Genomic DNA, 14,163 nt, shown 5'->3' on the forward strand with positions numbered 1-14,163 from the left:
ACCTCAGCCCTTGCGCCCCAACACCCGGCGGGCGGCTGCCACCAGGTGGGTGGAGGTCAGACCGTAATGTTCCAGCAGCGCATCGGCCGGCCCCGACTGACCGAACACGTCCGGCATGCCGATACGCTCGACGGGTACCGGACAACCCTCGGCCAGGACCTCGCAGACCGCACTGCCCAAACCGCCGATGATGGAATGTTCCTCGGCGGTAACCACCGCGCCGGTTTCCCTTCCGGCTTGCAGCACCAGGTCCCGGTCGAGGGGCTTGATGGTACCGAAATGCAGCACCCGGGCATCGATCCCCTCGCCCGCCAGGGACGCGGCGGCAGCCAGGGCGGCCGCGGTCATCAGGCCGGTGCCCATGAAGGTCAGGTCACCACCGGCGCGCAGGGTCACGCCGCGGCCGATGGCAAAGGGGCAGGCTTCGGCAAAGATCACCGGCACCTTGCCGCGCCCGAGGCGGACGAATACCGGCCCGTCGAAAGCTGCCGCAGCGCGAATGGCGGCCGCCGTTTCCGGGCCGTCCGCCGGGCAGAGCACGGTCATGTTGGGCAGCGCCCGCATGATGGCCAGATCCTCTACCGACTGATGGGAGCCGCCATCTTCGCCGACGGTGATGCCGCCGTGGGTGGCGACGATTTTGACATTCAGACGCGGATAGGCCACCGACTGACGAATTTGTTCGAAGGCCCGTCCGGCGGCGAACACGGCGAAGGTCGAGGCGAAGGGAATCATTCCGCCGGCCGCCAGGCCCGCCGCCATACCGACCATGTTGGCCTCGGCAATACCGGCATTGAAGAACCGGTCGGGAAATTCCTTGGCGAACTGGGCGGTTTTGGTCGAGCCGGACAGATCGGCATCCAGGGCGACAATGCGGGAATCGGACCGACCCAGTTCCACCAGGGCCTGACCGTAAGCATCTCGAGTTGCAATCATGGCACTCACAAACATCCTCATTGACGAGCGCAGCCGGTATGGCCGCGGCAATCCTACCGGCTGAGCCGGTGTGCGAAAGATAAGATATCAGGCACCAAGGGTCTGCAGCGCGAACCGCAGTTCCTCGTCGCTGGGCGCAACGCCATGATATTTGGCCTTGTTCTCGAAAATGGACACGCCTTTGCCCTTGACGGTATGGGCCACCAGCACCGTCGGCCGTTCCGGCGCCTCGGCTTCGGCCAAGCCCCGGCAGATGGCTGCCATGTCATGTCCGTCGATTTCCAGCACATGCCAATTGAAAGCGGCAAACTTGTCACCGACCGGCGTCACGTTCATGACCTGTTCGATAAAGCCGTCGATCTGCAATCGATTGTGATCGACGATGACACACAGGTTGTCGAGTCCGTAATGGGCGGCGGCCATGACCGCTTCCCAAATCTGGCCTTCCTGCAGTTCGCCATCGCCCAGCAGGGCATAGACGCGATGGCGGCCGCCGCCGAGGCGCGCCGCCAGGGCCAGACCGACGGCTTGGGACAAGCCCTGGCCGAGGGAACCGGTGCAGACGTCGACGCCGGGCGTCTTTTTCATGTCCGGGTGGCCCTGCAGGTGGCTGCCCAGCCGGCGCAGCGTGGCCAGATCCTCGGCCGGAAAATAACCGGCAGCTGCCAGGCAGGCATAAAGGGCCGGCGCGGCATGCCCCTTGGACAGCACGAAACGGTCCCGCTCCGGCCAGTCCGGCCGCTGCGCATCATGTCGCATATGGTGGAAATAAAGAGCGGTCATGATGTCGATGGCCGACAAACTTCCGCCCGTATGTCCGGACTGGGAGGCATGCAACATTTTCAGGATGTCCATCCGCAAACTTTTGGCTTGCGCCTCCAGGCTCCGAACGGTCTGCTCGTTCAACATCTGCCAGGCTTCCTTTCATCCATAAGCGCAACGACTGCGGCCTCCCCGGCCGGCGTCACGACAGTCATCGGGATTGATAACGCCGGTCGTTGCCGGCCAGGTAAGCAAAAACCAGTTCTTCCAGCTGCCCGGTGGGGGGCACCGGCACGGCAGGCGGGGGGACAACCATCGACGCGGCCGCCGTGTCCGCGGCGCTGTCATCGGCTGCCGGAATGCAGCGCGCCAGCTCGCGGTCCAACTCGCCATCCCGCAGGCGGCGCAACATTTCCTTGTGTTGTGCCCGCATCAGTTGTTCCACCACCTGGCGCAGATCGGGGTCCTGCAGGCGGTCGGCATAGGACTGACGCTGGCTTGCGAGAATGGTGCCGCCGTGATAGAGGTGGGTGACGATCTGGGGGTTCTTCCGTCCGCTGTCCTCGGTCTGAACGTGGAACAGCTGCCCCTGATGGCGAAAGTTGTGGTTGAATCCGCCCAGCATGGTCACCCCTCCGCAGGTGAAATGGTTACGTTCCTCACACGCCCCGGCGCCTGGGCCTCTGTCCCCATCAGGTGTGCTCCCGACCCGGAGCCAGCAGGACCTTGGCCTTGGCGACAGCTTCCAGAGCATCCGCGGCATAAAGATCGGCGCCGATACTGTCGGCGTACTCCTGGGTCACCACCGCGCCACCGACCATGGTGAAAACCTTGACCCCGGCCGCCCGTAAACGCTCGATGGTCACTTCCATCTGCTGGATGGTGGTGGTCATAAGGGCCGACAGACCGACGGCATCGACCTGCAGAGCCCGAGCCTGCTCGACAATGCGATCGGCCGGCACGTTCTTGCCCAGGTCGATGACCTCGAAACCGTGGTTCTCGAGGAGGGTGCAGACGATATTCTTGCCGATGTCGTGAATGTCGCCCTCGACGGTCGCCATGAGAATGCGGCCGAGGCTGACTACCCCGGCCCCCTTGAGCTCCAGTTTCAGTCGTCCGAAAGCGGTCTGCATGGTTTCCGCCGACTGCATGACCTGGGGCAGGAAAATGCGGTTTTCTGCGAACCGCCGGCCGACCTCCTCCAGGCCCGGCAGCAGACCCTCGTTGCTGATGGCCCCCGCGTCCAGGCCTTCGGCCAGAGCCTGCTCCACCAACCCCGCTATGCCATCCTTGTCGCCTTCGATCACGGCGGCGCTCAACCGCTCGCGGATACCGGCCTCGGTACCGGCCGCCACCGGAGCCGTCGGCGCCTGGACCTGCCCGGCATAGGCGCTGATGTATTGCTCCGCGCGCAGATCCCGACCCAGCAGCACCATGCCGGCCCGGAAGGCATCCATCATGCGCTCTTCCTGGGGATTGATGATGGCGGCGCTCAGCCCGGCTTCCAGGGCCATGGCGAAGAAGGTCGCGGACAACACCGAACGACTGGGCAGGCCGAAGGAGATGTTGCTGACCCCGAGCACCGTCGGCAGACCCAATTCTTCGCGCACCAGGCGCAGGGTGCGGATGGTTTCCATGGCTCGCCGCTGCTCGGCGGATACGGTCAGGGTCAGGCAGTCGATGACGACGTCTTCCCGGGCCAAACCGGCATGGCAGGCGGCATCCAGGATGCGCCGTGCCACGGCCAATCGGTCCTCGGCCGCCTCGGGAATCCCGCCGCCGTCCAGGGCCAGGCCGATGACCGCAGCGCCGTATTTGCGGGCCAGGGGCAGAATCGCCTGCAGGCTCTTCTCCTCGCCCGAAACGGAGTTGATCAGCACCTTGCCGTCGGCCACCTTGAGGGCCCGTTCCAGGGCCGCCGGATCCGAGGAATCGAGCACCAGGGGCGTGCCTGTGACACCTACGGCCGCCAGCACCGCACGCTCCAGGGCGGCCGGTTCGTCGACGCCGGGCGCTCCGCAATTGAGATCCAGCAGAGTCGCTCCGGCCGCCACCTGATCCTGGGCCGCGCGCCGAATATAGGCGGTTTTGCCTTCGCGCAGTTCCGCGGCATAGAGTTTCTTGCCCGTCGGATTGATGCGTTCACCGATAATGGCGCAGGGCGCCGTGCCGCCAATCTCGGTGACGGCGGTGCGACTGGACAGAAGGCTGCGCCGCGGTGGCGGCGTCCAGCGCAGATCGCGGCCGGCCAGGGCCTCGCGCATGGCGCGGATATGGGCCGGGGTGGTGCCGCAACAGCCGCCGATAACCCGGACGCCCAGGGCCAGCAGGCGGTCATGGTAGCCGATCATCTCCTCCGGGGTGGCCGAAAACACGGTTTGCCCGTCGATCAACTGCGGCAGACCGGCGTTGGGCTGGGCGATGAGGGGCAGGGAGGTGACGCCGCGCATCCGTTCCAGCACCTGGCAGATGCCGTCGACCCCTAGGCCGCAGTTGGAGCCGACTACCGTGACGCCCAGGGCTTCCAGGGTCACGGCAGCCGCTTCCGGCGGCGTCCCGAGAACGCTGCGGCCCTGGTCCTCGAAGGTCATCAGGGCCATGATCGGCAGACTGGAAAATTCCCGGCAGGCAATGACCGCGGCCCGCAGTTCGGCAATATCCAAAAAGGTTTCCAGGGTGACGAGGTCGGCGCCGGCCGCGGCAAAGGCTTTGACCTGTTCGCCGAACACCGCCACCATTGCATCGAAATCCGCATCCCCCACCGGCCGCAGAAAACACCCGGTGGGCCCCATGGAGGCGGCCACAAAGCGCCCGGCGCCCGCCGCCCGCCGGGCCAGCTCCACGGATCGGGCATTGATCTCGTAAACCCGATTCGCCAGTCCGTAATGGTCCAGTTTAAGACGACTGCCGCCAAAACTGTTGGTGACGATGATATCGGCGCCCGCCTCGGCATATTCCCGATGCACGGCCTCCACCACCTCGGGAGCCGTCAGGTTCATTTCTTCCGGACAACCGCCGGGGGACAGGCCGCGCTCCTGGAGCATGGTGCCCATGGCGCCATCGAGTATCAGCACCCGGTCGCGAATGGTAGCGGTAAAATCAGCCATCCTCAGTTCAACTCCTGTGAGTTCGCCGGGGCGAGACTCTCCGGCGACTGCGTATAGCGAAAATCGGCCGCAACCGGGTTGCGCAGATCGATATGGCCTTTGAGGGTTTCCACCGGTTGACCTTCCAGCATGATGCGCACCTGGCGGACATGAGGGTAGTTGACGGCCAGGGTATCCGCCAAGGCATAGACGGTGAGCAGTTCCGTCATGCTGCCGCCGGGATGATCCGCAGCCAGCTCCCGGCTGAAATCGACCGTGGCAATCCCTTCCGCCACCTGGACGGAGCGCACCACGGTCCGGGGCGGAAACAGGGGCACCAGATTGCCGCGCGGTCCCGCGATCAGGGCTTCCACCAACTGCGTCAGACAGACTTCCAGTTCCGTGCATTGGGGCAGGTCCCGCGCCTCGGCGATCAGGCCGGTTCCTTCCGGATGGGCAAAATATAGCACGGCTTCGCGGCGCACCGGCACCGCTTGCTCCTGAGGTGCCACCGGCCGTGCCGCCCGGTAGCTCAGCCAGAGGTGCCGGGCAAGCAGGGCCAGCAGCAGCACCAACAGCAGCAACCCGGCCACCACGGCCAACCGCATGGGATGGATTTTATTCATCGCTTCAGGCTCCTTACCGTGAGGGCCCCGCATCGGGCCGTCATCGTCAGTCCAGAACCACCTGCTCGACCTCATTCAGGGCGGTGCCGAGAAAGGCTCCGCCGACCCGTTGAAAACGCTCCGGCACGTCGGTAACAAAAAACCGGGCGCGAGACGGTTCGACCACCCGCAACCGGTTTTCGGCCCGCAGGCATTCAGCCACCGTCAAGGCGGTTGCTTCAGCAGAATCGATTAGCTGCACCTGCTCGCCGAGAACCTCCTGCAACACCCCCTTCAACAAAGGGTAATGGGTGCAACCCAGCACCAGAGTATCGATATTGCGGTTCAGCAGCGGTTGCAGATATTCGCGGGCGGTCAGGCGGGTAACCTGATGTTCGAGCCAGCCCTCTTCGACCAGGGGAACAAACAGGGGACAGGCGGCGGCGAAGACCTCGACACATGGATCCAGGGACTGGATGGCCCGGGTATAAGCTTGGCTCTTGATGGTCCCCTCGGTACCAATAACACCGATCCGTCCGTTGCGAGTGAGACTCACCGCGCGGCGGGCGCCGGGCTCGATGACGCCGATGACCGGCAGGCGAAACCGCTCGGCCAGTTCGTCAAGGGCCACAGAAGAGGCGGTATTGCACGCCACGACCAGCATCTTGACCTGGTGATGAACCAGAAATGCTGCCGCTTCCAGGGCATAGCGCCGCACCGTAGCGGGGCTTTTGCTGCCGTAGGGCACCCGGGCCGTATCTCCCAGGTACAGCAATTGTTCGCCGGGCAGCAACTGCAAAATCTGTTTGAGAACGGTCAGACCACCGACCCCTGAATCAAAAACCCCGATACTGCGTTCCGACAACGTACACCCCGTCCGTGTTCCAGGTTTGTGTCCCCTCGAAAAACCATTCAGCAGTCGTGGCGAAGGGCCTTGCGCCTCCAATTCAGCCATGGAAGCGGAATTAAATTGGTAATACTAGGGGCAAAATGTCCGGCAAGTCAAGAACCATCACCATTTTGCCCCTTTGTTTCAGAATGAGAATCTGCTATGATTGAAAACTCGTTTACGGCACCCTTCGCCAGGGCCATCTCAAGGGCTGGAAAAACCCCTCTACCAACCCATGGATGGGCTTTTTCGCCACCCTGCCAAGGAAAAGGACGACCGCCCATGGATATGAATGCTGTCCGGGAATATCTCGAACCGTTCCGCACCGAGCGTATCGTCGCCCTGCTGCAGGAAATCAACCTGGGCGATCTGCTCTACAACCGTTGGTTCCTGGCCGGCCTGGCCCTGTTCACCATCGTGGCCCTGAGCCTGCGCCGCCAGGCCCTGGTGCTGACGGTTCTGGCGGCCCTGGCCTTTGCCTGCCTGGTCGACTACTCCCTGCAGAAGAACCCGGCCATCGATCGGGTCGGCAGTGAACCGGTGCTGGTTTTTGTAGCCGGCGGCCTGGTGCTGATTTTCGTCATGATCTATTTTCTTTTTATCAAACACGACTGAAAGCCTGAAAACGTTTTATGGTTGGATTCACCACTACCGTTCCCCTGGAAATCATCATCGCCGCCGGACGGCGCCCCGTTGATCTGAACAACCTCTTCATCAGCGATCCTGCCTGCCAGAGTCTCCTCGACGAGGCGGAACTGGCTGGTTTTCCGCGCAATTGCTGCGGCTGGATCAAGGGCCTGTACAGCGTCGCCCGCCGCGCCGGCATCGAGGAAATCGTCGCCGTCACGGAAGGCGACTGTTCCAATACCAAGGCCCTGATGGAGGTACTGCAACTGCAGGGCGTCACCACCATCCCGTTCGCCTACCCCTATGACCGCTCCTCGGCCACCCTGGCTCACGAAATCGCCAAGCTGGCCGATCATTTCGGCGTCAGCCCTGAGCAGACGAATCGCGCCTGGCGCGAACTGAACCGGGTGCGTCGACTGGTCCATGAAATCGATCGCCTGACCTGGCAGGAGGATTTGGTCACCGGCCAGGAAAATCACCTCTGGCAGGTCAGCACATCAGACCTGAACGGCGATCCAGAAACCTTTGCGGGACAAGCCGCGGTCTTTCTGGACGAGGCGCGCCGACGGCCGCCCCTGAAGGCAGGTTTGCGCCTGGCCTACATCGGCGTGCCACCCATATTCACCGACCTTTATGCTACCCTGGAAAGTCTCGGAGCACGGGTGGTTTTCAATGAAACCCAGCGCCAGTTCTCCATGCCCTATGCCGCCGAGTCCCTGATCGATCAGTACCGGCGTTACACCTACCCCTACGACATCTTTACCCGGCTGGCGGACATCGAGGAAGAAATTGCCCGCCGTCGCATCGATGGCGTGATCCATTATGTCCAGTCCTTCTGCTTCCGCCAGATTGAAGATCTGATCGTCCGGCAACGGCTGGCCCCCCTGCCCATACTGACTCTGGAGGGGGATCGTCCCGGGCCCCTGGATGCGCGGACCCGCATCCGGCTGGAGGGTTTCGTGGAGTTGCTGAAAGGGCGGCGGCGATGACCGGCATCGGCATCGATCTCGGCAGTCGCCAGGTCAAACTGGCCGCCCTGGACGGCGAGCGCCTGTTGTGGCTGCACGCCTTTGACACCATCCCCTTCTACAAGCGCTATGCCAGCCGCCGGGACGGCCAACTGCGTCTGCGTTTTGAGGAACTCGGCCTGCTCTCTACGGAGCAGTGGTGCACCACGCCCCTGGTGGTGACCGGCTACGGCCGCAATACCATCGATCTGGTCGGGGCCCGGGTCATCCCGGAAATCCAGGCGCACATCGAGGGCGCCCGGTTCCAGACCGGCCTGGAGACCTTCACCCTGCTTGATCTGGGCGGCCAGGACACCAAGGTGGCACGGTTGGAAAACGGCATCCTCATGGATTTCATTATGAACGACAAATGCGCCGCTTCTTCCGGCCGCTACCTGGAAAACATGGCCCAGGTCCTCGACATCTCCCTGGAGGAACTGGCCCGGCATCACCAGCATCCGGTTGCCCTGGACGCCACCTGCGGCATCTTCGGCGAGAGCGAACTGATCGGCAAGATCATCGAAGGGCATTCCCTGGAAAGCCTGTGCGCCGGGGTCAACCAAACCCTGATCAAACGGGTCGGGCCGATGCTGGCGCGTTTTCCCCAGGACACTTTGGTGCTGACCGGCGGCGTAGCGCGAAATACGGCATTTGTGATTCTGCTGCGAGACATCACCCGCGCCGAACTCATCGTCCCGCCCCACCCCCAGCACAACGGCGCCCTGGGCTGCGCCGTCGCCGCCGGACGCGGCTGACGCCCGCCGTCGCCGCGAGATCCCGGTCGCGAATCAGCCCGACAAAGCCTCCGCATCACAGGCTATCGGCGGCCTGCCTTGGGCCAGCCGCCACGCGTTGCCGTCGCGCAGACTGAAGCGGCAACCGCAGTATTCCTGCTGATAAAAATCCTCCTGCCGCGCCACTTCGACCATGCGTTGGGCACCGCCGCCTTTGCGCCAGTTGGCAGGCAGGAAGGAAACCCCGGGTTGCCCTGCGGCGGCGGCCCGTCCCGCGGCATTGACCTGTTCCAGGATTTTCCAGCGCGAAATGCCGAGAGTGGTGGCAAAGGCCGAAAAACCCAGGCGGGCCGCCAGACCGGCCGAATTTTCCAATCGCATTCGAAAGCAGAGGTCGCAACGTTCACCCCGCTCCGGGCAGTCCTCCAACCCTTTCATCGCCGCCAGCCAAATGCTCGGCTGGTAGTCTGCACACAGGAGGGGAACCCCCAAACGATCGGCGAAACGGCGCATTTCTTCCAGACGCCGCGCATATTCGCTGCGCGGATGAATATTGCTGTTGTCGAACCAAAGCGTCACCACCACCGCGGCCTTGAGCAGGTCTTGGAGAATCCCGCCGGCACAGGGCGCGCAGCAGACATGCAGCAGCAGGGCTGCGGGAAGGGCTCTGTCGGGACGCCCCTGCAGCGCAGCCGAACCTTTATGGGGTGACCGGTTCATCTCAGCTCCGAAAAAGCGGGGTCTTGGGAAAAATCATAACTGCCGTAGTATAGCCTGGGCGGCAAGGAGGGGCAAAGATTCTTTTCCCCACCTTGCCGCCGGTGGTGGATATTACCGGTTTGCTTATCTATTTTTCCACGGTTAAACTGTTGCTGGGCCTGTGCTCCGCCATGCGGCCCGACCTGCAACCCAACCTTCTTCCCAAGGAGAACCCATCATGAAAAAACTGCTCCTGTTCCTCAGCGCCTGGCTGCTGCTTCTCAGTGGACCGAGTCTGGCCGCAAGCCGGGAGGACCTGGCTCGAGAGATGCTGCGACTCACCGATACGCGCCAGATGATGGATCAGATTATTGCCCAGATCCAGCAACTGCAGGCGGCCCAACTGGAAGACCTGCACATTCCGGAGGCGGAGCGGGCCCGGGTGCAGGAATTCCAGCAGCTGGCCAACCAAAAAATCTTTGCCGCCCTGAGCTGGGAGCAGTTGGAACCCGACTACATTCAACTATTCGCGCGTTTTTACACCACCGAAGAACTGGAAGCGATTATCGCTTTCTGCAAATCGCCGGCGGGCCAGAGCATGTTGAAAAAGCAGCCACTGCTGATGCAGGAATCGATGCTGCTGGCGCAGCAGAAACTGGCGACGATTTTGCCGGAAATCGAAGCCATGACCGAAGATTTTCTTCACTCCCTGCACCGCTGAACTTGCCGCGCACCTTTTTTCGACAAAGTGGTAACCCTGTGCCTCGCGCCCCTTGCCTGATAGTCCATTTAGGATTAGAGTACGGCGCAAAAAGAATTAACAATTTGCACAGAGGAGTCTCACCATGTCCTGGATTACCGCCGGACCGCATTGGTGCCGGCCGGCCATGCAATGCCTTTGCCTGCTGGGCAGTCTCTTTTGCCTGGCCAACGCCTTTGGCGCCGATCTGCTGTGTGTCACCCAAGGCTGCCGGATTTACCAGGGCTACGGTCTGTTCGGCATTCCCTTTTATATCCTCGGCGCGGCGGGGTTCCTGGCCTTGCTGGCGGTGATCAGCCTCAGATTTCTGCAGCCTTTGCTGGCACTGGCACTGTTCTCTGCCCTGGCTCTGGATACCCTGTTCCTGGTCTACCAGTACCTGTTCTGGCCCTGTGCCAGCTGTATGGTCGTTGCCCTGCTGATGGGCGCCGTTGCCGGGTTGGGTCTGCTTGGCATGCCGTCCCTGCGCAAATCCTGGCTGCTGGGCACCGGACTGGTTTGGCTGACCTTTTTCCTGGTCGTCGGTTTGGCCACCATCAAGGAGGTGGCCTTCCGCCCCTGGACCATGTGGGGCTCGCCGACTGCTGCCATCAAGGTATACTTCTCGCCCAACTGCCCGGCCTGCCGGGAGGCGGTGGAGCAACTCCTCGAGGTGGCCGAGCCGACCACCATCGCTCTTTTTCCGGTCGCCAAATCCGCCGCCGATCTCGCCCCCCTGGCTCGCGCCCTGGCAACACTGCGTCCGGGCGAGACCGATACCCTCCGCAGCAGCCTGGAGGAAATGTTTTCCGCTGCAACCCCCGACCAAACGGACAAGGCGCCCATGCAGCTGGGCTGGCGCATCCGACTGGGTCTTTGGTCCAACAAGATGATGCTGGCCCGCATGGGTTCGGCCGAGGTGCCGAAGATCATCGCCCCCGGTCCCATCCAAAGTCGACCGCGACCGCAAACGCCGGCCCCCGGAAGCTGGCAATGGCCCGGGCTGCCGACCGCTCCGGGCTGCCCGGCCTTCGCCGACGAAGGGGTATGCGAATAATTCGACGGCCGCGGCCAGAAGGGTCCCACGGTTCGGGATAGCATCACTTGTTCAAGCAGGATTGGGGAGCTTCATGCTTCGAGCGGTTCTGATCGATCTCAGCGGCACCCTGCACATCGCCCACCGAGCCCTGCCCGGTGCCGTGGAAGCCGTCCTCCGCCTGCGGCGGGCCGGTTTGCAGGTGCGCTTCGTCAGCAACACCTCCAGCCGCAGTCGTAGGCAGTTGCTCGACATTCTCAACGGGCTGGATCTGCCCGTCAACCCCACCGAGCTGTTCACCGCCCCGATGGCGGTAGTCCGGCACCTGGCCGACTTGCACCTGCGGCCCTTCCTCTTGGTGCATCCCGACCTGGAAGAAGAATTCGCCGGCCTGCAGACAGGTGATCCCAATGCGGTGGTAGTCGGTTTTGCCGCGGAACATTTTACTTATCCCCGCCTGAACCGTGCGTTCCAGCTGCTGCTTCAAGGTGCTCCGCTCCTCGCAACGGGCAAAGGGCGCTACTTTCAGGGTGAAAACGGCCTGCAGCTCGATGCCGGACCATTCCTGGCCGCCCTGGAGTATGCCGCCGGCACCCGGGCCTTGGTCCTGGGCAAACCGGCCCCGGAATTTTTCCGGGCCGCGCTGGCTGACCTGGATTGCCCGCCGGAGGCGGCGGTGATGATCGGAGATGATGTCGAGATGGACATCAACGGAGCTCTGGCTGCGGGCCTGCAGGCCATGCTGGTTCGTTCCGGAAAATTTCGGCCGGGCGATGAAAAACGCATCGCCCGGCCGGAGGCGTCAACCGTAGAGGACTTGGCAGCTGCTGCAGACCTGCTACTTTCAGGTCGATAGCGAAAAACGGCCCGGGGAAAGTCGGCAGCGAATGCCGGCCCGCCCCATCATTCGATTTCGATTTTACGCTTTTTCTGCTTGGATTCCTCGGTTTTCGGCACCCGGATTTCCAGGACTCCATCCTTGAAGTTGGCCTTGGCCTGCTCCGACAGGACCTCACCCGGGAGCCGCAGGGAACGTGAAAAACGTCCGTAGGAGCGTTCCAGGCGATAATAATCCGATTTTTCGACCTTTTCTTCCGCCTTCTTCTCTCCGGTGATGGTGACCACATTGTTGCTGATGTTCACCTCGATATCTTCCTTGCCGATGCCCGGCAGCTCCGCCTTGACCACCACCGCATCCGGCTCTTCATAGATATCCACCGATGGCGACATGCCCCCTGCCCCCTCGCCGCGCCAGCGGAACGGCCACATGGGCGGGAACACGGGACGATTGAAAAAATCCCCGAACCAGCGCTCCATGTCTTCGAAGGGCGAGACCACCTCGGCCCGTTCCGGAACCAGCAGATCCTTGTCTTCCGGCTTCTTTTCTTTCTTGGCCATCATAAACCTCCCGTGGTTTGGTATGGAGGGCGGCGAAGGCCGCAGACCCATGCCGCCAACGGCATCAACCCCGCAACCGGCCGCCGCCCGCAAGGCTTTTGCCTATCAAGCTTAGCAACCGGCGTGCGCCCTTCAACCCTTTCACAAAAACGAGACAAGGAGCCGCAAAAAAAATGGGCCGAAGGCATTTTCAGCGCTTCGGCCCGTGGTGCAGATCTGGTATCAGCGAATCCGGCTGGTGGCGGCTTGCTGGGGTCGTCGGCCCTTGCCCGCCCCCCCCTTCACCTCCGGTCGCCCGGCGGAACGTGCCGGTCGGTTGCGCGGAGGTCCGCTGCGTCGCTTGTCCCGGCCGGCATCGGCGGCCAGAGGCCGGGTCGGTTCCAGCCCCGGAATTTCATGGCGGGGCAGGGTCCGGCCGATATAGTGCTGAATACGCTTCAGCGCCCCCAGATCCGATCCGGACACAAAGGAGATGGCAATTCCCGTGGCTCCGGCGCGGCCGGTCCGGCCGATGCGGTGGACGTAATCTTCGGCGAATTTGGGCAGATCGAAGTTGATGACATGGCTGATTCCGCTGATATCGATACCGCGGGCAGCCACATCGGTGGCCACCAGCAGCTTGATGCGGCCACGACGCAGATCCTGCAGGGTGCGATTGCGCGCCCCTTGGTTCATATCGCCATGCAGAGCGGCGGCCCGATGGCCCTGGCTGGACAATTCGCGGGCCAAGGTATCCGCATCCCGCTTGGTGGCGGAAAAGATGATGGCCTGCTGCAGGGCCGGATCCGTGGCCAAGTGAGCCAGCAGGCGCTGCTTGTGCTGCAGGTTGTCGGCCACGTGCAGGCGCTGCTCGATGCTGGCGCCCTGCTTGGCGGTGGACGGGACATCGATCCGAACCGGTTCGCGCAGCCACTTATTGGCCAATTGCGCCATGGTCTGGTTCATGGTCGCGGTAAAGAGCATGGTCTGACGCTGGACCGGCGACGCGGCGACGATTTTTTCCATATCGTCCTTGAAACCCAGGTCGAGCATGCGATCGGCTTCGTCCAGAACCAGAACTTCCAGCCCAGACAGATCGACACTGCCCCGCTCCATGTGATCGATGAGACGACCGGGCGTCGCGACAATCAGATCCAGGGGCTGGGCCAAGGCCTGGAACTGGCTGCGATAGGGCATGCCGCCCAGCAGTACGGCGGTCCGCAGTTTCACGTAACGACCATAGGTGCGGGCCGCTTCGAGCACCTGTCCGGCCAGTTCACGGGTCGGAGCCAGAATCAGCACGCGCGGTGCGCCCTTGCGACCCCGGGTCGGCGGCTGCAGGCGTTCCAGGGCCGGGATGACGAAAGCCGCTGTTTTGCCGGTACCGGTCCCGGCGCTGCCAATGAGATCGCGCCCGGCCAGGGCTTCCGGGATGGCTTGCGCCTGGATGGGAGTCGGTACGGCGTAGCCGCAATCGGCTACGGCCTTGAGAATGGGGGCGGAAAGATTGAGTTCTGCAAAAGTCATGATGGTTTCCTGCGCTCGCAGGGCGAACGCCGGCCTTCCGCCTTCGCGGGGCCCTTTCCCCCGCGACCGGAACAACCCGGCTCGCTGCTGAAGCAAATCTGGAGTGGAGTGCTGACCGGCAGGACAGACAATTGTCCCA

Annotated in this window: 15 protein-coding genes; 6 read left to right on the forward strand and 9 right to left on the reverse strand. The window is 63.0% G+C overall.

The features are described 5' to 3' along the window. Positions 1 to 3: 3 nt before the first annotated feature. From JQN68_RS12450 to murI, 6 genes are all read right to left on the reverse strand, one after another. Positions 4 to 936: a transketolase family protein gene (locus tag JQN68_RS12450; protein ID WP_225072448.1), complete on the reverse strand. Its 933-nt coding sequence runs from the start codon at positions 934 to 936 to the stop codon at positions 4 to 6. Between the two features lie 87 nt (positions 937 to 1,023). Then, positions 1,024 to 1,845, reverse strand: a complete 822-nt coding sequence (locus JQN68_RS12455; protein ID WP_225072449.1) for a transketolase — start codon at positions 1,843 to 1,845, stop codon at positions 1,024 to 1,026. A 64-nt stretch (positions 1,846 to 1,909) separates the two neighbouring features. After that, the gene (locus JQN68_RS12460) at positions 1,910 to 2,323 is read right to left on the reverse strand and encodes a RomY N-terminal domain-containing regulatory protein (RefSeq protein ID WP_225072450.1); all 414 of its coding nucleotides are present in this window, start codon (positions 2,321 to 2,323) and stop codon (positions 1,910 to 1,912) included. Between the two features lie 67 nt (positions 2,324 to 2,390). Continuing rightward, positions 2,391 to 4,805, reverse strand: coding sequence for a homocysteine S-methyltransferase family protein (locus tag JQN68_RS12465; RefSeq protein WP_225072451.1), 2,415 nt, complete (start codon positions 4,803 to 4,805; stop codon positions 2,391 to 2,393). Between the two features lie 2 nt (positions 4,806 to 4,807). Then, positions 4,808 to 5,410: a GerMN domain-containing protein gene (locus tag JQN68_RS12470; protein WP_225072452.1), complete on the reverse strand. Its 603-nt coding sequence runs from the start codon at positions 5,408 to 5,410 to the stop codon at positions 4,808 to 4,810. Between the two features lie 46 nt (positions 5,411 to 5,456). Beyond that, positions 5,457 to 6,254, reverse strand: coding sequence for a glutamate racemase (murI, locus tag JQN68_RS12475; RefSeq protein WP_225072453.1), 798 nt, complete (start codon positions 6,252 to 6,254; stop codon positions 5,457 to 5,459). A gap of 306 nt (positions 6,255 to 6,560) precedes the next feature. Between murI and JQN68_RS12480 the strand changes: the two genes are divergently transcribed. The 3 genes from JQN68_RS12480 to JQN68_RS12490 are packed head-to-tail and all read left to right on the forward strand — an operon-like array spanning position 6,561 to position 8,667. Further along, a complete protein-coding gene (locus JQN68_RS12480) occupies positions 6,561 to 6,893 on the forward strand; it encodes a hypothetical protein (protein ID WP_225072454.1) in 333 nt (110 codons plus the stop codon). 17 nt (positions 6,894 to 6,910) lie between these two features. Continuing rightward, on the forward strand, positions 6,911 to 7,894 hold the full coding sequence (locus JQN68_RS12485) for a 2-hydroxyacyl-CoA dehydratase family protein (protein ID WP_225072455.1): 984 nt from the start codon (positions 6,911 to 6,913) through the stop codon (positions 7,892 to 7,894). Beyond that, entirely contained in the window at positions 7,891 to 8,667 is a 777-nt protein-coding gene (locus JQN68_RS12490; protein ID WP_225072456.1) for an acyl-CoA dehydratase activase, read from the forward strand. The genes JQN68_RS12485 and JQN68_RS12490 overlap by 4 nt, the downstream gene beginning before the upstream one ends. Before the next feature lie 33 nt (positions 8,668 to 8,700). Here JQN68_RS12490 and JQN68_RS12495 read toward each other — a convergent pair whose 3' ends face one another. After that, positions 8,701 to 9,366 (reverse strand): epoxyqueuosine reductase QueH, encoded by a 666-nt coding sequence (locus JQN68_RS12495; RefSeq protein ID WP_225072457.1) that lies wholly within the window; start codon positions 9,364 to 9,366, stop codon positions 8,701 to 8,703. Between the two features lie 217 nt (positions 9,367 to 9,583). Here JQN68_RS12495 and JQN68_RS12500 point away from each other — a divergent pair, with 217 nt between their 5' ends. From JQN68_RS12500 to JQN68_RS12510, 3 genes are all read left to right on the forward strand, one after another. After that, positions 9,584 to 10,066, forward strand: coding sequence for a DUF2059 domain-containing protein (locus JQN68_RS12500; protein WP_225072458.1), 483 nt, complete (start codon positions 9,584 to 9,586; stop codon positions 10,064 to 10,066). A 124-nt stretch (positions 10,067 to 10,190) separates the two neighbouring features. Beyond that, the gene (locus JQN68_RS12505) at positions 10,191 to 11,141 is read left to right on the forward strand and encodes a hypothetical protein (protein ID WP_225072459.1); all 951 of its coding nucleotides are present in this window, start codon (positions 10,191 to 10,193) and stop codon (positions 11,139 to 11,141) included. Between the two features lie 73 nt (positions 11,142 to 11,214). Then, the gene (locus JQN68_RS12510; RefSeq protein WP_225072460.1) at positions 11,215 to 11,976 is read left to right on the forward strand and encodes a TIGR01458 family HAD-type hydrolase; all 762 of its coding nucleotides are present in this window, start codon (positions 11,215 to 11,217) and stop codon (positions 11,974 to 11,976) included. Between the two features lie 47 nt (positions 11,977 to 12,023). Here the strand turns inward: JQN68_RS12510 and JQN68_RS12515 are convergent, their stop codons facing one another. Together JQN68_RS12515 and JQN68_RS12520 are read right to left on the reverse strand one after the other, a co-directional pair. After that, positions 12,024 to 12,521, reverse strand: coding sequence for an Hsp20/alpha crystallin family protein (locus JQN68_RS12515; RefSeq protein ID WP_225072461.1), 498 nt, complete (start codon positions 12,519 to 12,521; stop codon positions 12,024 to 12,026). A 219-nt stretch (positions 12,522 to 12,740) separates the two neighbouring features. Beyond that, on the reverse strand, positions 12,741 to 14,024 hold the full coding sequence (locus JQN68_RS12520; RefSeq protein ID WP_225072462.1) for a DEAD/DEAH box helicase: 1,284 nt from the start codon (positions 14,022 to 14,024) through the stop codon (positions 12,741 to 12,743). Between the last annotated feature and the right edge of the window lie 139 nt (positions 14,025 to 14,163).

This window comes from Desulfuromonas sp. CSMB_57 (genome assembly GCF_020194955.2).
Lineage (GTDB): Bacteria > Desulfobacterota > Desulfuromonadia > Desulfuromonadales > Syntrophotaleaceae > JAFCIY02.